Origin of the sequence: Wolbachia endosymbiont of Rhagoletis cerasi, assembly GCF_018454475.1 — a bacterium.
GTDB classification, from domain to species: domain Bacteria; phylum Pseudomonadota; class Alphaproteobacteria; order Rickettsiales; family Anaplasmataceae; genus Wolbachia; species Wolbachia pipientis.
In genome coordinates this window covers 45,656-64,342 of sequence record NZ_JADCNC010000016.1, presented here as the reverse complement: position 1 = coordinate 64,342, position 18,687 = coordinate 45,656, and the positions used below count along the sequence as shown (strand labels likewise).

The 18,687-nt window shown below is 33.9% G+C and carries 16 protein-coding genes and 1 rRNA gene; 2 read left to right on the top strand and 15 right to left on the bottom strand.

The features are described from left to right. Positions 1-15: 15 nt before the first annotated feature. From INQ25_RS06005 to INQ25_RS05950, 12 genes are all read right to left on the bottom strand, one after another. Positions 16-267 (bottom strand): cold-shock protein, encoded by a 252-nt coding sequence (locus INQ25_RS06005; protein ID WP_006279919.1) that lies wholly within the window; start codon positions 265-267, stop codon positions 16-18. Between the two features lie 174 nt (positions 268-441). Next, complete coding sequence (locus tag INQ25_RS06000; protein WP_010081974.1) at positions 442-1,776, bottom strand: TldD/PmbA family protein; 1,335 nt, start codon at positions 1,774-1,776, stop codon at positions 442-444. An 18-nt stretch (positions 1,777-1,794) separates the two neighbouring features. Beyond that, positions 1,795-2,667, bottom strand: coding sequence for an ATP synthase F1 subunit gamma (gene atpG, locus INQ25_RS05995; protein ID WP_010081973.1), 873 nt, complete (start codon positions 2,665-2,667; stop codon positions 1,795-1,797). 198 nt (positions 2,668-2,865) lie between these two features. Further along, positions 2,866-4,086: a hypothetical protein gene (locus tag INQ25_RS05990; protein WP_007548692.1), complete on the bottom strand. Its 1,221-nt coding sequence runs from the start codon at positions 4,084-4,086 to the stop codon at positions 2,866-2,868. After that, positions 4,083-4,814, bottom strand: a complete 732-nt coding sequence (locus INQ25_RS05985; protein ID WP_038250643.1) for a hypothetical protein — start codon at positions 4,812-4,814, stop codon at positions 4,083-4,085. The genes INQ25_RS05990 and INQ25_RS05985 overlap by 4 nt, the downstream gene beginning before the upstream one ends. Continuing rightward, complete coding sequence (locus tag INQ25_RS05980) at positions 4,807-6,036, bottom strand: lipoprotein-releasing ABC transporter permease subunit (RefSeq protein WP_213863306.1); 1,230 nt, start codon at positions 6,034-6,036, stop codon at positions 4,807-4,809. The genes INQ25_RS05985 and INQ25_RS05980 overlap by 8 nt, the downstream gene beginning before the upstream one ends. Before the next feature lie 280 nt (positions 6,037-6,316). Then, positions 6,317-7,525, bottom strand: a complete 1,209-nt coding sequence (locus INQ25_RS05975; protein ID WP_070357004.1) for a hypothetical protein — start codon at positions 7,523-7,525, stop codon at positions 6,317-6,319. Between the two features lie 128 nt (positions 7,526-7,653). Continuing rightward, on the bottom strand, positions 7,654-8,946 hold the full coding sequence (locus INQ25_RS05970) for a sugar phosphate nucleotidyltransferase (protein ID WP_213863305.1): 1,293 nt from the start codon (positions 8,944-8,946) through the stop codon (positions 7,654-7,656). Positions 8,947-9,058: 112 nt separating this feature from the next. Beyond that, positions 9,059-10,297, bottom strand: coding sequence for a hypothetical protein (locus INQ25_RS05965; protein ID WP_010082038.1), 1,239 nt, complete (start codon positions 10,295-10,297; stop codon positions 9,059-9,061). Positions 10,298-10,381: 84 nt separating this feature from the next. Next, entirely contained in the window at positions 10,382-10,738 is a 357-nt protein-coding gene (gene sdhD, locus INQ25_RS05960; RefSeq protein ID WP_010963113.1) for a succinate dehydrogenase, hydrophobic membrane anchor protein, read from the bottom strand. Continuing rightward, entirely contained in the window at positions 10,735-11,112 is a 378-nt protein-coding gene (gene sdhC / locus INQ25_RS05955; protein ID WP_010963112.1) for a succinate dehydrogenase, cytochrome b556 subunit, read from the bottom strand. Before sdhC ends, sdhD begins: the two co-directional genes overlap by 4 nt. Before the next feature lie 100 nt (positions 11,113-11,212). Beyond that, positions 11,213-12,717, bottom strand: a 16S ribosomal RNA gene (locus INQ25_RS05950). A 153-nt stretch (positions 12,718-12,870) separates the two neighbouring features. On the opposite strand from INQ25_RS05950, the gene INQ25_RS05945 reads away from it, so the two are divergent. Both INQ25_RS05945 and INQ25_RS05940 read left to right on the top strand, forming a co-directional pair. Continuing rightward, positions 12,871-13,485, top strand: a complete 615-nt coding sequence (locus INQ25_RS05945; protein WP_213863304.1) for a hypothetical protein — start codon at positions 12,871-12,873, stop codon at positions 13,483-13,485. A gap of 511 nt (positions 13,486-13,996) precedes the next feature. Then, positions 13,997-14,173 carry a hypothetical protein gene (locus tag INQ25_RS05940; protein WP_174930890.1) on the top strand — a complete coding sequence of 59 codons (177 nt, stop codon included), beginning with the start codon at positions 13,997-13,999 and terminating at the stop codon, positions 14,171-14,173. Between the two features lie 112 nt (positions 14,174-14,285). Here the strand turns inward: INQ25_RS05940 and INQ25_RS05935 are convergent, their stop codons facing one another. The 3 genes from INQ25_RS05935 to INQ25_RS05925 all read right to left on the bottom strand — a co-directional run bounded on the left by INQ25_RS05935 (position 14,286) and on the right by INQ25_RS05925 (position 18,550). Then, entirely contained in the window at positions 14,286-15,137 is an 852-nt protein-coding gene (locus tag INQ25_RS05935) for a ParB/RepB/Spo0J family partition protein (protein WP_213863303.1), read from the bottom strand. Continuing rightward, the gene (locus INQ25_RS05930) at positions 15,134-15,976 is read right to left on the bottom strand and encodes a ParA family protein (RefSeq protein ID WP_213863302.1); all 843 of its coding nucleotides are present in this window, start codon (positions 15,974-15,976) and stop codon (positions 15,134-15,136) included. The genes INQ25_RS05935 and INQ25_RS05930 overlap by 4 nt, the downstream gene beginning before the upstream one ends. Before the next feature lie 90 nt (positions 15,977-16,066). Then, the gene (locus INQ25_RS05925; protein WP_213863301.1) at positions 16,067-18,550 is read right to left on the bottom strand and encodes a response regulator; all 2,484 of its coding nucleotides are present in this window, start codon (positions 18,548-18,550) and stop codon (positions 16,067-16,069) included. Between the last annotated feature and the right edge of the window lie 137 nt (positions 18,551-18,687).

The window sequence follows — 18,687 nt, the reverse complement described above, 5'->3', positions numbered from 1 at the left end:
AGACTTCATAATAGATTAATCTTCCAATCTTAAATTTATTGCAGATTTTTTATCTTCTCCGTTTCTACCGCGCTCCTCTTTAACCTCATAACTCACCCTTTCTCCTTTTATTCCCTTCTCTTTATTCTCTCCTTTAAGTGCCTCAGGTCTTATTCCCGAACGTTCCAATGTGCTAATATGTACAAAAACGTCACCCCCTTTACCTTCTGGCTTGATGAAACCATAGCCTTTTTCGGCATTAAACCATTTTACATTACCAAATTCCATTTAAACAACTCCTAAATTATTAACTAACATTACTAATGTGATGAAAAACTTTGAAATTACGATTGAGAATGCTTTAAGCTTAGCTATTGAAACTAAACCTTTATACTCCATAGTCTATTCTTAACATTACATGACAATAATACACAATTGTTGTACTTGATGCAAATAAATTTTTTAATCGTTAAGCGAACCTGCAACCGTCATTTCGCTAACTTTAATCGTTGGTGAATTAAATTGCCCACAAAAAGTTAGATCATCTGCAACGACTAAATTGCTAAACATATCCTTCAAATTGCTAGCAATGGTAATCTCATGTATTGGATACGTTATTTTTCCATTTTCTATAAAAAATCCGGAAGCGCCTTGGCTGTAATCGCCATTGATTAAATTGACACCAAAACCAAATAAATCAGTTACATATATTCCCTCTTTCACTTCCTGAATTAATTCTTCAAACGATACATCACCATTCTCAATGTAGAGGTTACTAGCTGCAGGAATAACTGCAGCATTACTTGCACGAGTTGCACTTCCGGTTGTTTCTGAGTCTAATTTTCTAGCCGAGTATAAGTCTAAAATCCAATTTTGTAATATTCCGTTTTTTACAAATATATTTTTCTTGCTAGTTATCCCTTCTCCATCAAATGGTCTCGATGCTATGCCTCTTGGCAACAATGGATCATCGATAATATTAATTCTATCGTTGAAAATCTGAGCGTTTAAACTACCCCTCAAGAAAGAACTGTTGCTTATAATACTGCTCCCATTTATAGCAGAAGCAAAACTTTTTACTAGCCCTTTTGCTGCTCTTTTTTCAAAAATAACTGGAAATTTACCAGTTTTCATTGTACGTGAATTCAATTGATCAACTGCTCTTTTTGCTGCTTCTTTTCCCATTAACTCTGGCAACTTTAAATCACTAAAATTACATGCTATATCATAATCGTAACCAACCTTCATTTCACTTTCTCTTCCAGCAACAACAGAGACCTGATTAGCAAAGGTTGATTTACTAAACGAGCCAATAAAACCAGAAACAGTCGATAATACTGTATTCACTAAAGCGTATGAAGAAGAGGCTCCTTCAGAATTAGTGATACTCTTATGTGCAAGGGCTGAATTTTCTGCAGCTTCAGCAATTTCTTTTAGGTTATCAACGGTTACAACATTATTATCTGAGATACTTAAATCTGCAGAAGAGATATAATTACTACCATTTACAGCAAAATTAATGCAAGGATCTTCTGGCGCATTCTTTGCCATTTCTACCACTTGGCTTACTGTATCACTCAGATTATTCAAATCGTTTGTAGAAATATACGCAGCTTTGTTTTTACCTGCTATAGCTCTGATTCCTACAGTGCAATTTTTAGATTGTGATATTTGCTCAATTTTTGATAGACGCTGAGAAACTGAAGTCTTATTAGTTTCATATATTGTAACTTCCGCATCTTGATTTTGCTTTTTTATTAGTTTAGTAATATCTGCTGCAATATTTAATATATTCATTTTCTATTCCTTAGATTTCTATAAAGATTCTGCACCACCTATAACTTCAATTAAATCAGTCGTAATCGCTGCTTGACGAGAACGATTATAAAGCAATGCTAATTTGTTCAGTATCTCTTTAGTGTTTCTGTTTGCTGATTCCATAGCAACCATTCTAGCACTATTCTCACTCGTTGCACTTTCAAGTAAAGCAGAGTAAAGAGCAATTACAACGTAATCTTGAACCAAAGATTTTAAAATAAATTCAATATTTTGTGGTTCATACTCATAGCCGTAATCTGTTGTTGGACCAGCCAGAGAGCTATCAATCAAGGATGAGTCTTTACTCCATGGTTTTATTGTTTCCAACATTGGTTTTTGCGTGAAGGTATTATAGAATTTACTATAAAAAACTTTAACTTTATCGTATTTACTTAAATCTATACCATCAACCAAAGCTTCTACGTGCTTTAACGTGATTCCCTTACTATTTTCAATTTTTAAGATACTTTTAGAGTCAAATCTATTTTTACCTACATCAAAAGCTTTTTTACCAAGAAATACAATATCTACTTTTTTGCCATTTGCGATTGACTTATTTACACGCTCTTGACTAAATTTGACAATAGAAGAGTTAAAGTTGCCGCACAAGCCACGATCAGACGCAATAATGAATACTAGGTAAGAACCGTCGTTACTGACATTTAGAATTTTTGCCAGTAATTCTTGATCAACTGATAGCATTAATGAAAAAATAATGTTATGCAGCTTAGATACATATAATTTTGAATTTAATAACTTCTTTTGGCTTTGTAACAACTTTGCTGCAGAAACCATTTGCATTATTTTCGTGGTTTTCTGTACAGACCTAATATTCTTAATTCTTAAGGATAATTCCTTTAAGCTCTTCATTTTGTATACAACCCTGATTTATTAAAATATATAACTGTTAGTGTCTAAAAGCAAGTTTTTTTGACATTAAAACCAAGTCTAGCTAAGAAACTTGCAGGTTTATTGTTTGGAGATAAGGATTATATTAAGAAAGTGCTCTAACTTCAGCAATATCAATGTGAAAGTAGCCTAATGGTAATTTCTACACTTTGTGGAATTTTATAATATATAATAAACACAATTAAAACTATTACAACTTGAACACTTATGATCCCATTGTTCTAGTTCCCTGTTACAATTTTTACATTTCCAGCCTGGATCAGGCAAAGCTTCTGAGCCCATCTTGTTTAGCCAATAAATTACCTTGTCGTGTTCTTGCAATGTAACCTTGAGTTGTATTACAATAAAGTAGATTGACATGTAATTAGCTTTTTTCATAGCAGTGTCTAAATATTGACTTGCAAGATCATATTTACCTGAACTCATTGAGGACAAAGCAAGTAAACAGTAACTAAAATAATAATCAGGGCGTAAGTTGTATAGTCTTTCAGCACCTTTACTATTTAAATTGATGTACATTTTAGCTGACTGAGGAGTAGGATTTACTGTATACTCTGCCTCTAGCACTGCAGAAGCTTTTCTGATTTTTCCAAGTTTAATATATAATTCTGCCTTTAAATAATTGATGGGCTGAAAAATTGCACTATAACGTTGTGCTCTAAATAAAGACTTTATAGCCTCCTTAAAATTTCCTTTACTTTCATATTGCTTTGCTAAAGCGCAATAAAACACTGCAAACATTTCTTTATGATCAAAGGGGAGAAAAATATTGGACTTAACTGCTTCCTTCAACCTCAAAATTGCATTAATCCAATCTTCTTTCAATATGCAATGCTCTATTTGAAAGGGAATAGATAGCATTTTATCGTTAATTGAACTAGAGCAATATTCTATAAATTTTTGAAAGACTACTTTTTCTTGTTTGAGGTGGACAATCAGCTTATTGGCTAGAAGTAGAGCTAAGTTACGATTTTTATTTGCAATATTTGTTAAACCGTTACTGAAAAAGCTGTAATTTCCCGTCTTACCTGAGTTAAAGAGCTTTATTAAAGACAACCTATCGCTCTCCTCACTCAGACTTTTAACTAGCTTTTGGGCATTCTCTATATTGTCTAAGTCTATGCTAAAGAAAGCTTCAAAGAGAAGCAATTCTTCCCTATCCCTTCTTCTATTTCTTATGTTGGCAAATGTTGATGAAATGGAGGAAAAAAAGCGTACAAGTGTAATTAATAAAAATAATAAAACTACACAAGTAAAAATAATGAAATATAGATCAATACTTATAGTGTAATTGCCTAATTCCAATTTTATTACTTCACCACTTACCTTGACCCATATACCAAATAAAAACGAAAAAGCGAAAATTATAAAATAAATCATGAGATATATTGTAATAAGTGATGATATATTGTTGAAATATTCTTAGAAGCTACAATAAAACCATTCAATTTATTCAGCCATGGCTTGAATTCTGAATGCGTTAAATTGCTTACTGTAACAGTTATATTTTGCCAATCATTATCATTTATTGACTCCTCAATTTCTGCGAATTTTACTCTTAATGGATCATTTCGGTCGTCTACCTTTATCCAGTTTGAAATGATTTTTTTAGACAATGTACTTTTGTTGTAATCGATAGTATCAATAGTTTTTTCAAAAGATAACTTCAATTCGTGTAAGGTATTTATCTCTTTCAAATTTTCTAATTCATCTACTGCATTTTCTATCTCTGGATCGTCAAGCTCTGATATCAAAGGCTTTATTGAATTTATATGGTTATCAAATTTTGCTTCTCGCAATAACGAATTCTTCATTTTAACCACAAGTAATAGCAATTTTGCAAGGTTCTTACATCTTGAGTTATTATCACCTTGCTCACATTGAGTATGCTGACTTCTCTTGAGGTCAAATATCTTTTTTTCTATTCTAGATTGATTAACTTCAAGCAACATTCTAAATTCATCCATGTTTTCCGTTAAAGCTTTCACATTGTTTTCACTCTCTTGCTGATTTATTTTTAAAAAGATTATGTTATTTATTGTGATGTAACCGGTAAATAACAATACAATTAAGAACCAACCTATGTACTTTTGCTGAGTATCATTCATAACGTAGTATCTCCGCAGGATCTTGTGCAGCTGCCTGCAACGCAGGAGCAATTGTCGCTAAAAATGATAAGAGTAACGCAAGTGCAGAAATATTTACTACGTCTTGGGGTACTAATATCACTGGCAAACTTGAAAAAAAGTATATCATAGGATCAAACAGCTTGACGTTAGTAATGTTTTCTAAAAACACTCTAATGCTTTCGATATTGAGAGAAAAAACGACACCTATAATACAGCCAAGACAAGTTCCCGTAAAACCGATTAATAGACCACAAGCGCAAAATATACGCATAATGCTTCCACTTGTTGCACCAAATGTACGCATAATTGCAATCGCGGATTTCTTTTCTTGCACTATCATCATTAAATTTGAGATAATATTAAACGCTGCTACAACTATAATCAAAGTGAGAATTAAAAACATCACATTTCTTTCAGTTTTTAAAGCACTAAAATAATGGCTTTGCTGTGATTGCCAACTTTCAGCTTCCATTCCTATTTCTTTTTCTATAGCATCTGCCAGCTTATCAGCTCTAGTAACGTCGTCTACAAGTACTTCTATATTTTTTATGCTATTTTTATAATTAAAAAAGGCTTGTGCTGATTTTAGAGGCATATATATCAAGGTATTATCATACTCAAACATACCCATATCAAATATTGCTATAACTTTATATTTTTTCATTCGCGGCATTTCACCAAGTAATGCATCAAATTCTTCAGATGATATAAACGTAATTTCGTCGCCATAGTCAATGTTCAAAACTTCTGCTAAGCGTGCTCCTATTATTATCCCTTCATCAAATTTTTTTACATCACCTATAATTACATTATTTGTAACGGCAGTACTATCAAGCAAATCTTTAGTTGACACACCTCGCACTACGCTACCTGCAATTTTACCATTTGCTACAATAATAACTTGATCATTGGTCATAGGAGTAGCTTTTAATATACCAGGAATTCTCTCAATAGATTTTGAAACTGCGTAGTAATCTGAATTTATGTTCCTATCAAAATAAACGTTAATATGGCCATCAATGCCAAGTATTGAGTCAAGCAACTTTACTCTGAATCCGTTCATCACAGACATCACCACTATTAGTGTTGCAACTCCAAGGGCAATGCCGATAATAGAGAACAAAGTCATTATAGAGCAAAATCTGGCATTTCTTGCTCGCAAATAGCAAGCAGCCATAGTAATTTCAAAGGCAATGGACATTACAAAATATTTTGAGGTTAGACATTATATTTTTGAAACTTCGTATAATTGTAGACTTTTCTTTATTTAAAAACTAGAGATTTTTGCTTCCTTAAATTTAGCAGACTTATAGAGTATCTTTAACATTAGAATTTCAAAATCTTCCATATACATCATCCAACCTCACTATATCATTATCAGATAAATGCTCTCCTATCTGAAATTCAACTATTTCAAGTGGAGAGCTTGTGCTTTTATAACATAGAAAAAATCAAGAATATTATTGGGTTTATTCAATAAGTTATAATTCTTTCCTTCCATAATTTTCAAATTGTACAACTAGTTGCTTTACATTTACATCTGTGAGAAGAGCATTTTTGCTAACATGAGGTCTCGGATCAGATTTTGCTGATAAGGGATTCATCTGAGATATTTCATCCCTCATTGGAAATAAGCGAGATTGGGAAGCAACTTTTGGTGATGGTCTAGTTTTTTTCTCCACATCTATATTCACTTGTGCAACAGGAGGGGTCCTGCTTTCAATAGTTTGCGCATTAGGACTTTCTTTTGCTTGATTTTGTTTGAATTTTTTTCTTATCTCTTGTACTTTAATATCGATATTATAATTAATTTCTTTTTCCATAGAAGATACTACCATTTCTAGCTTTGTGCTTGATTTTTGATCAGTATGACCTAACTTTTTAAGTTTTAGTGGTAATTCAGGTTTATCTTTAGTTGATTTAGGAACAGTTCCTACTACTTTTGGTTTTTGTCTAACTTCTTGACCAGCAGTAAACATTTTTTTTGGCAATGGGGGTGCTATTGATGGTTTTGGCAATATTGGAGGTTTAGATTGTTGTTTTTGTTTAAGTTCTCTTTTTGCTTCCATATGTTCTTTAGGAACTGTTACATAAATTAGCTCTTCTCTAGGCGATTTTGAACTTTGTGAATTTTCTGTTAAAATTTTACTCTTCTTCTCTTGATAATTTGATATCTCTTTGTATCCAGGCTTTTCATCTAATGAATTTCCATGGCCTGAATCATTATAATTAACTTCTACTTGTCTATCTTCTTTTAGAAAACTGCGTTCTGGCTTTTCTGGAGCTATTGCAATATTTCCTCTTTCAACTTGCTCCAAACCTGAAATTTTACGATAAGCCTCTAGATATTCAAAGATTGTCATTGAAGTAGGAGGAGGTAATTTATCAATAAAACTACTTATATTCTTAACTGGAACATTTCTTCCCGAGATTCTATTCAATATTTCCTTTAATATCTTAAGACCTGATGGCTTTCCATTCATCGATTTTACATAATCAATTGAGTCACTACGTATAACAAACTTAGCTACATCTTCTGCCTTATCTGTAAAACGCTTTAATGCCTGAGATAAATCCCTTACCGTTTTATTATAATGTCTAATAGTTACTAACTCATCTCTTGCTTTTATAGCTTCTTTAAGGAAACCGAGATTTTCTCTATAATTGTCACTTTTAAATGGATCCTTCATATTAATTACAACTCATTATTTATTAAAATATGGGTATAGGTTTAAAATATTAAGATTTAGTAAATATTATTTTTTACATAAAGCAGCTATACCCATATTATAAATTGCCAACAAATGCATTTATGGCGTTACCATATTCTTCCATATACATCATCCAATCTCACTATATCATTATCAGATAAATGCTCTCCTATCTGAAATTCAACTATTTCAAGTGGAAAGCTTGTGCTTCTATTTTCAATCCTATGGGAAACTTCCCTTGGGATTTCTATCATATGGTCCTTTGCTATAGCATATTCTTTGTCTTCTAAACTAACATATCCAACTCCTGATAGCACTATATGGTATTCATCTCTATAGTGATGGAATTGCTTAGAAGTGCAGCTTAATGGATTGATAAAAAGATATTTTATAAGAAAATTTTCGCTCATTAAAATTATACTACAAAATCCCCATGGTTTAACTTCTTTCCTTATCACCTTTACTTTCTTAACTTTATGAATAAATGAAATTAGACTTTTGTTTGGTTGCTTACAAGCTCCACTCAATAAATTTTTATTACTTTCTGTCGTTGAAACTGGTTCTTTTTCTCTAATCACATGCTGAAATGATGCCGGTTCTTTACTAAACTTCTCACTCAATTCTAAAACTGAATTCCAAGTTCCAACATCCAACCAATCGAAATTAGCTTCTATCATTGCAACGTCTTTTGCTTTCTCCATCACCAAGTAATCAATGGATATGCCTTCAATTCCTGCAAAATCTCGTTGTTTTAAATACAGAAATCTCTCTTGCGGTGTGAAATATTTAAAACATAAATTGTAAAGATTCGGGGCAGATTTTTTAATCTCATCTATGTAGCGTTTTGCTTTAAACACAAATATTCCAGAGTTCCAATAATGATCGTTACTTAACTTACGCTCGGGCTTTTCTGTAAAATCTTTCACTATATGACATTTTTCTTTCTGATCATATACTGCATTTATATAGCCGTATTCAGAATTGAATTCATGAGGCTTAACCCCAAAAGTGACTATAGAGTTAGTTTCAGAGGCTAACTTAGACGCTTTTTGAGTAGAAGCATAAAAACTATTCAAATCACCTATAAAATGGTCTGAAGGCAGAATTAACATTGTCTCGTTTTCATTGCAGAGAAGTGCAGCAATTAATATTGCTGCTGCTGTTCCAATTTTCACTGGTTCGAAAATCACTTTATATTCTTGCAGTGCATGCAATTCCTCCATCACTAATGACTCGTACTGTATATTTGTAGCAATTATGGGCGGCATATAATCGCTTTTTAGCCTCAACAAAGTGTTGTGAAACATAGTGTTCTGACTAAATATTTTCTGAAATTGCTTTGGCTTAGATAAAGGCCAAAGTCTGCTACCACTACCACCACACAATATTACAGGGCGCATTTAGTTAAGATATTAATTAAATAATTAATATCTTATACTGAGGGCAAAATACATGCAAGTTTTTGTTGTGGAATAGTTAATAAAGAAAGTAAATGTTGATTTAAAGTAATTGCTAATGAGAGTGATCATGTGTAGCGCCTTGCCCTTGCTGTGAATTTCTTCTATTTTGTAATTCCTCAACATGACCTTTTCTTTTATCACTTAATATTTCATTACCCTTATTTTGTTCTTCCTCAGGACTCTTTAGTATTTCATTACTCTTGCTAACTTCTTTATCATCCCCTTGTTTCTTTGGCCTTCTAGCGTTAAGCTCATCCCATGTGCCCACTAGTGAATCACGATTCCCATGATCCGGCTTTAGCCTTTCTTCACCTTTAATAACATTAAAGTCACTTTTTGCTTCTTCCAAACATCCTTTCAGTTGGTGTTTCCACATGGTGTAGTAAGCATCACCATATTTTTTCTCATTTGCTACAAACAATAAAATTGGAGCCTTAAGTATGGTAGCTCCCATATCCACTAAATTTTTTACTGCCATTGCAGGAGTAAATAAAAGATAACCAAAAGACTTTGCAATTGGGTTTTGTTCGCTTATTAAATGCTCCCCTAACTTTATAGGAAGAGAAGTCAACAATTTAGTACAAACTTTAGCTAAACTTGTAGCAAAAACGATAGGAACAGATATAAGACTTTTATCTAGCTCTAGATTACCATTCTGATCTCTAATTTCTGAAAAATGGGTGCTTAGCTTCTTGTAATCACTAGTGTATAATAATTCTCCATTTCTTCCTTTTTCATCAACAACTTCCTGAACTTTACCTTCTTTATTTTTTACCTCTTTAGTTAGCACAGAAGAATTAGTTAATTCAAATGGATATTGAGGATCCTTAGTTTTTTCAGCTTCAAAAATTGGCACGTGTTTTTTCAAATCCATTCTCGAAAAGCCTAATGGCTCAAAATATGACTTATGCAACTCATTTATCGGAATTTGCTTACCCTGATTGTCTATATAATTGATAGTAAAATAAGATCTATCATTATCTTTATCTTTGGTAACTAAAGATAATCTGAAACTTGGTTGTTCTCCATTCTCATCTTTTTGACCATACAAAAGTTTATAGGTTGGATTTTTATCTTTATCTAGTATAGCATTTCCATGCATATCCCTGTTTTCTATGATTTTAGCAGACTGTACAATTTGATCATAATTTTTTGGATACTGGCATTTCCTTCCATCATACATCATTACCTTTCTAAGGTCTTCGACGTAAACTTGAGATTCAGGTGAAGTAAGCAGACCTTTTGCTTTAAGTGTAAGATCTATTGCTCCCTTTTTTAATGCTTCAAACATATTGTCAAACCAAAATCGCTATAATGCTATAGTTCAATAATAAAACTAGTACACTAATAATATATTAACACAGCACCGGTGATTTTACAAGAAAATATGCCTGTAGAAGATAAAGATTGTAAAAGCGAGGGTTATATAAGTAATGCTTGATAAGTACTTTATGCATGTAATTGTAAAAATCCTCAAAGGTACGCTGTGTATATAATCTTCGCATACTACCTGCATTCCAAGAACTGCGTGCCAAAAAATGCAAAACAACAATACAACAAAAAATAAAAGCTCTAGAGGGTGATTAATAAATTTTTCACTAAAAGACAAAGAGCTATCAGTATAAAATGTGCAAGAAAATGAATAGATAAACCAAGGAAACAGGAACAGTAAAATTACCGCAGAAACACGCTGAACCCACCAATGATGTACTGAATTTCCAGACTGACTCATATAAACATAAATAAAAAAGCCATAGTAGAAAGAAGTAGCGTTACTGTCAGCAGTATAGCACTCCTTGAAACGCCAGTAATTTCTAAATTAAGCCCAACATCCCACAATAAATGACGAATACCATTAAGAAAATGATATACAAAACTTATAAAACATAAGACATAAGCTAATTTAGCAACAGGAGTGAATAATAATGCATTTAAGTACCTTACTATAAGTAACTCAGGAAAGTAAACATGTAATATGAAATACCAAGAAAGTATCATTAATAAAAGGAATAGCAAGATACCAGTCAATCTATGCATAATAGAGAAAAAACTAGTAACTTGTACTTTATATATTTGTAAATGTGGAGAAAGAGGTCTATCACTCATAAAATTCCGTTATCGGGAAATTAAAATAAAGTAGAAGTAAAGACAGCAGTATAGCACATAACAACACCATCATTAAAAATGGTAAATTATGTGCAAAGCCTAAGGAGGTAATCCAGCTGCAGATTCCCCTACTGCTACCTTGTTACGACTTCACCCCAGTCACCGATCCCACTTTAAATAACTCCCTCCTTGCGGTTAGGTCGTTAGCTTCGAGTGAAACCAATTCCCATGGCGTGACGGGCAGTGTGTACAAGACCCGAGAACGTATTCACCGTGGCGTGCTGATCCACGATTACTAGCGATTCCAACTTCATGCACTCGAGTTGCAGAGTACAATCCGAACTGAGATGGCTTTTAAGGGATTAGCTTAGCCTCGCGACTTTGCAGCCCATTGTAGCCACCATTGTAGCACGTGTGTAGCCCACTCCATAAGGGCCATGATGACTTGACATCATCCCCACCTTCCTCCAGTTTATCACTGGCAGTTTCCTTAAAGTCCCCAGCATTACCTGATGGTAACTAAGGATGAGGGTTGCGCTCGTTGCGGGACTTAACCCAACATCTCACGACACGAGCTGACGACAGCCATGCAACACCTGTGTGAAACCCGGCCAAACCGACCCTATCCCTTCGAATAGGTATAATTTCCATGTCAAGGAGTGGTAAGGTTTTTCGCGTTGCATCGAATTAAACCACATGCTCCACCGCTTGTGCGGGTCCCCGTCAATTCCTTTGAGTTTTAATCTTGCGACCGTAGTCCCCAGGCGGAATGTTTAACGCGTTAGCTGTAATACAGAAAGTAAAACTTCCCATATTTAACATTCATCGTTTACAGCGTGGACTACCAGGGTATCTAATCCTGTTTGCTCCCCACGCCTTCGCGCCTCAGCGTCAGATTTGAACCAGATAGACGCCTTCGCCACTGGTGTTCCTCCTAATATTTACGAATTTCACCTCTACACTAGGAATTCCTCTATCCTCTTTCAATCTCTAGATTAGCAGTTTTAAAAGCAATTCCAAGGTTGAGCCTTGGGATTTCACTTTTAACTTACTAATCCGCCTACGCGCCCTTTACGCCCAATAATTCCGAATAACGCTAGCCCTCTCCGTATTACCGCGGCTGCTGGCACGGAGTTAGCCAGGACTTCTTCTGTGAGTACCGTCATTATCTTCCTCACTAAAAGAGCTTTACAACCCAAAGGCCTTCTTCACTCATGCGGCATGGCTGGATCAGGCTTTCGCCCATTGTCCAATATTCCCCACTGCTGCCTCCCGTAGGAGTCTGGACCGTATCTCAGTTCCAGTGTGGCTGATCATCCTCTCAGATCAGCTATAGATCATTGCCTTGGTAGGCTATTACTCCACCAACTAGCTAATCTAATATAGGCTCATCTAATAGCAATAAATTTTTCCCCCGTAGGGCGTATACGGTATTAGTTGCCGTTTCCAACAATTATTCCGTACTACTAGGTAGATTCCTATACATTACTCACCCGTCTGCCACTAAGTTATACCATAGCAAGCTACAATATAACTCCGTTCGACTTGCATGTGTTAGGCCTGCCGCCAGCGTTCATTCTGAGCCAGGATCAAACTCTCAAATTTAGACTTCAACCTATAAAAGGTTGAGGGTACATCGGATAAATCCGACAAAAAATAATTTAGCTTAATACTGCTGTCTTTATTTCTACTTTAGAAATATTTTAATCTCCAACTATTCAAACAACTTTAAGAATATTATTATGTGATATAATCACTATGTCAATATGTTTTTGCAAATCAAAAGCATTAATGTATAAATATATAACTATTTGGAATATTACCATGAAAAAATACATCTTTCTGCTTGCACTCGCGCCAATGTTAGTTGGCATCACATTATACTTATTGCGCAACATTGATAACACAAAACAATCTATAACTGCAGGTGACAAGTTTTACGAAGTATTATTCTTAAAAAAAGATAATAAGCCGCTGCTAGAAGAAATAGATTCAAATTGGGAGTATTTAGCAAATTTTGAACGCGCATTCAATCATATCTCAGATTCAATGCCAACAGACACAGCATCTATTTATAATGATTTGGCAGATGATAAAGATGCTCCTGGTGTTTTGCGTGAGTTAGCACAATATTTAGAAGTAATGAGCTTACTTCACTCCAACGGTGAAAAAATAAATAAAGACAAAATTGATAATTTAGAATCAAGTGCAGTGTATCCTTATTCAAGCCAAGAAGCTATCGCTGTAGTAAAGATACACAATAACGACGTTAAGGGTGCAACTGAAATATTGCGTTCCCTATTAAATGATAGAAAATGCCCTATCCTAATCAAAGCTAATGCACAAGAATTACTCAGGATATATGGGAGTTAACTCATTGGACTTTTTGCATAGCTTTTGGCAGCGCATCGGATGAAACGAAAAAACTTACTTGACACCCTTCGCCAGCGCCCTTATCATGATAGTGAAGCTATTGTATTTGCTTTCGCCAATCTGCAGATTAAAAGGTAAGGATTACTTAATGTATCGGCGTCTTATGTTCAATTTTTTGCAGTATATAGATACTGTATGTCTTTACAAAACTTCATCTACATCTAGATTTTTATCTAAATAAGCTGAACGCGCTTATAAAGCGTTACAAGACATCAAAAAATGCCAATACTCGACAGAGATAGTAAAAGACTAGCTAACTCGGGGATTCTTTGTCTTTTTTTCTGCTTAGTAAACTTCTTAAACATTTGCAGCGTAAGTTAGTTGCAATTAAAAGCAGCTTAATCTTGCTTGTCAAGCGTTTAAAACATAAAAAACGCCAATATTTTAAAGCGGATAATAACCCCAGGGCTTCTTTTGCCTTTTTTTTCATTTGGTAAATTTCTTAATATTTATGGCTAAAGATTGCACGAATGTTGCAATTACAAAAACGATTTCTACTAGGGTGTCACGCACTGGGATGACACCATTCTTTTTCCTGGATCCAAGTAGTCAGGGCACTGGGATGACAGCTACCCTGACAATCGTCATCCCGCTGCTTGTTAGCGGATACCGCGGCGGTATGACGTAGAAGTTATACTTTTATGCTTACCAACTTAATAAAATTCCTGGATTCCAGTGTCAGCTACTTTCATGACACCAACAGTTGATATTGGTTTGTTGCTTTGCTAGCCAACTACTAGCTATGCCTCAAGTTTCCTATTCAAAATTTTCAATATCAAATCCAATTCATTTGGATTATCATACCGTATCATAACTTTACCCTTAGAATTGTTGTCATTAATTTTGATCTTTAAACCAAGTTGAGAAGATATAGCGCCTTCTATTACTGTCATATCTTGATTTCTAGTATATCTCTGCTCTTTTTGATTGTTGTTTTGATGTAGGTCCTTTATCAGTTTTTCAGTTTGTCTAACGCTTAAGCCCTGAGAAACTATTTTTTCTGCAATACTTTCCGCATTTTCAACATTAATCAACGCTCTTGCATGACCCATAGACAATTTTTTCTCATTGATCATTGTTTTCACCCTATCAGGGAGCAACAACATCCGAATCATATTGGTTATGTGGCTGCGGCTTTTGCCTATAGCTGAAGCTAATTCCTCATGTGTATAGAAAAACTCATCTATCAGTTTTCTGTAAGCTTCACCTTCCTCTATTGGATTAATATCTTGCCTTTGTATATTTTCAATAATGGATACTTCCAAGCATTCCTTGTCGCTCAGATCTTTTATGATAACCGGTGCACTATCAAGATTTGCAATCTTGCTTGCTCGCCAACGACGTTCCCCAGCTATTATTTCGTAACCATCATCATTTGAATCTTTGCGTACCACGATAGGCTGTATAATGCCACTTTTCTTTATCGAATTTGCAAGCTCTCTTAATGATTCCTCGTCAAAATGTTTCCTCGGTTGAAATTTGCTTGGGTGCAGTAATGAAATAGGCAAATACTCTTGTCGATCTTCTTTATTATCATAATTATCGCCTATGAGACCGGCAAGACCTCTGCCGAGGCGTCTATCATCCTTCATACCACGCCCTCGCTTACTAGCTTCTTCTCCTTACAACTGCTCGCGTGCTTTTTTAAAATTTCCCTTGCCAAACTTATATACGCTTGTGCACCAGGACATTTAAGATCATACACAATAGCAGGTTTTCCATGAGAAGGTGCTTCTGATAACCGTACGTTACGTGGAATAACAGTCTCATACAATGGGATGATAGTTTTGTATACTTTATCATTTAAATACTGACAAATATCGTTTTTAATCTGCTCACTAAGTTTGTTGCGCCTGTCATACATTGTTACCACTATCCCTTCTATTGCCAAAAAAGGGTTTAGGTTATTCCTTTTTATTAGCTCCACAGTTTTAACTAAATGGCTTAATCCTTCCAGAGCAAAAAATTCACACTGAAGAGGAACAATAATAGAATTAGCAGCAGTCAAAGCATTTATGGTCAGAAGCCCAAGTGATGGAGGGCAATCGATGATTATATACTCATAATTATCGCGTATCTTCTCCAATGCGCTTTTTAGTACGAATTTTCCTCGCTCAAGTTGCGATAATTCAATTTCTGCAGCTGACAAATCAACTACTGACGAAATTAGCGATAAATTCGGAATTTCCTTTATATTGAAAATTGCCGATTCTATCAATTTATTTTCGCTGCTTAGTAGTATTTTATATATGTTTTTTTCTTCCCTACTACGATAAGAAATCCCGAGCCCGGTGCTAGCATTTCCTTGAGGATCAAGATCTACCAATAAAGTGCTTTTTCCCACAGCAGCAAAGGCTGTCGATAAATTTATACTAGTTGTGGTTTTGCCAACTCCACCCTTTTGATTTACTATTGCAATAATCTTGCTCACGCCTTTTATCTTATGTATAAAATAATTCTATTGTATATATGCAAGAAACTTTTGCATTAGAAAATTTTTTTGTTGTTAACCACACTAAAATTAGACTGTCTTTTTTGCTTTGTGTAACACACTTTGAACCTTGTTTCCTAATTCATTCAGAGTGAATGGTTTTGGCAAAAAGTGAAAATCTTCTATATTGATGTCATCACTCTTTAAAAAAGCATCTTCTGCATACCCAGAAATAAAAATAACGTTGATATTTGGCCTATGGATCAATGCTTCTTTAACTATTTCTGGGCCGCTCACCTCTGGCATGATTACATCAGTGATTATAAGATCTATGTGTTGACTTTTTTTACTGATTATTTCTAGCGCCTCGCTGCCTATGCTTGCTTCTATTACATCAAATCCTTTTCTTTTGAGTGCTTTAGAGATGAATTCCCTTACTGAATCTTCATCTTCGATTAATAAAATTATACCATTACCTTTAATTTCACTTACTACCGGTCTTTCTGTTTCTTCACTATCTTCCTCTCTATCATTTTCATCTGATATGTAAACCATGGGCAAAAATATGCTAAATTTAGTTCCATGATTTACTTTGCTAGCAACATAGATGTATCCTTCAGTTTGTTTAATAATGCCATATACAGTAGAGAGGCCAAGACCTGTACCAGAGGTAATATCTTTGGTAGAAAAAAATGGATCAAAGATCTTTTCAGTTGTATCACTCGTCATTCCACATCCAGTATCAATTACTTCAATCACAACATAATTTCCATGTTCAATCGCTTCCTTGTCTGGAGAAAACATATCCTGAGGTGTAGAATTTAATGAGTCAATCTTTTGATTAAAGGTTCGTATAGTTAATTCTCCGCCCTTTTCCATAGCAGCACTAGCATTGACTGCTAAGTTAAGTATAACTTGCTCTAATTGCCCTTGATCAGCCCTAACAGCACCCAAGTCTCTACCATAATAAATATTAAATTTTATATTTTCACCTATTAATCTTTTTATCATTTCATAAAGATTAGCTATAGTATTATTTACATCAATAATTTTTGGCTGCAAGGTCTGTCTTCTTGAGAAAGCAAGCAATTGTCTTACTAAATTTGATCCACGCTTTGCATTTTGCTGTATCTGTATTATATCTCCAAAAGATGGGTCACCAGCTGAGTGTTGGAGTAAAAGCAAATCGCAAAATCCTATTATCCCAGTCAATATATTGTTGAAATCATGCGCAATACCACCTGCTAACTGCCCTATAGCTTGCATCTTTTGATAATGCTCAAGCTTTATCTCTAGGTTTTTGTGTTCAGTATTGTCAATAAAATAACAAAGTATGAAGATCATTTTATTATGAAGAAACTTATTGAAATATATTTTTATGTTATTACCGCCGTTGAGCTGTACATCAAAAGACGCATTATTTATTCTATTACTCGAAAAATATTCACGTATTTTCACATGATAACTATCCAATATCAACGTAAAGATTGAATTATTATCTGACCCTGCAAGCTTTATTAGTGCCGTATTTTTCTTTACAAAGTTGCCGTTTATGTCACATTGTGCAATAGCAATTGATGAATTTGCAAAACAAGGGTGTAATTGATAATCAACAATATTTGATTCGGTTGGTGTTATAAAGCCATATATATAGCTATGGTTGTATTTATCACAAAATATAGCAGTGCTCATATAAGCCTTGAATGGAATACCACTTATAGTAAAAAACAAAATTTCATTATCGGTTGTTGTATTGTTATATTTAGATTGAGATATAAAATCACTGATTGAGCTACCTTTTTCCAGTTTTTTTAGTTCAAATATGTCTAAAAATCTTTTATTTACAGATAAAATCACCCCTTTGGCATTTGCAATGTAAGTTCCTATGCTGTGTTTTTCTATTAACTCTTCATATATCTGCTCCTTGTTTATCTGTGTTGCTTTTAATACAAAATACCCATCTGGCCTTGCTATTGGCACTAATGATAAATTTAAAATCTTATTACTATTTATAGCAATTTGGGGATTATCTGGTATCGGCTCAAAGAGCAAAAGAAAGTTAGATACTCTATTCTTCTTGTTTAAGGAAATGCATACCTGTACAGAAGAGTTATTTTTTAGTGCATGATAGAGTACTTTTTTGTCTGCTTCTGAAACATCTCCTATTTCAAGAATCTTGTCTAACGTAATGTCATCATCTATTATATGATCTTTAAACCTTTCGTAGAACCTTGCATCAGCATAAATAATACCTTCATCTTTATGTAAAATAAGGCAAAATTCTGTATTATGATTTAGTGCATTTGCAAATATTGCATTTTGAAATTCTATAGTATTAAGTAGGTATCTGTAGCGTTTTACATTATACATCATAAAGAGAGTTGTTAGAATGCTAACTAATAAATTAATCTCTATATTAATATGCTGACTATATATATCAAAAAAGTAGAGTATCGATATTGCTACTGGAGGTAAGAGCATAATAACTGCCATCACAACAATTGACATTCCATAATTTCTTAGTATGAAGTCAACCCTGTTCTCTTTTTTGTTATCTATGTATCTTTTATTCATTATTGTTACTTGGCATTGTTGTACATACGAAAATGTTCTATTATATTGATTTAATTATTATAGATTTATTAACGTCTTTGATAGATAATTATCATCCAAATCTAATTAAGTTCCTTAAATATCAGATATAACAATGT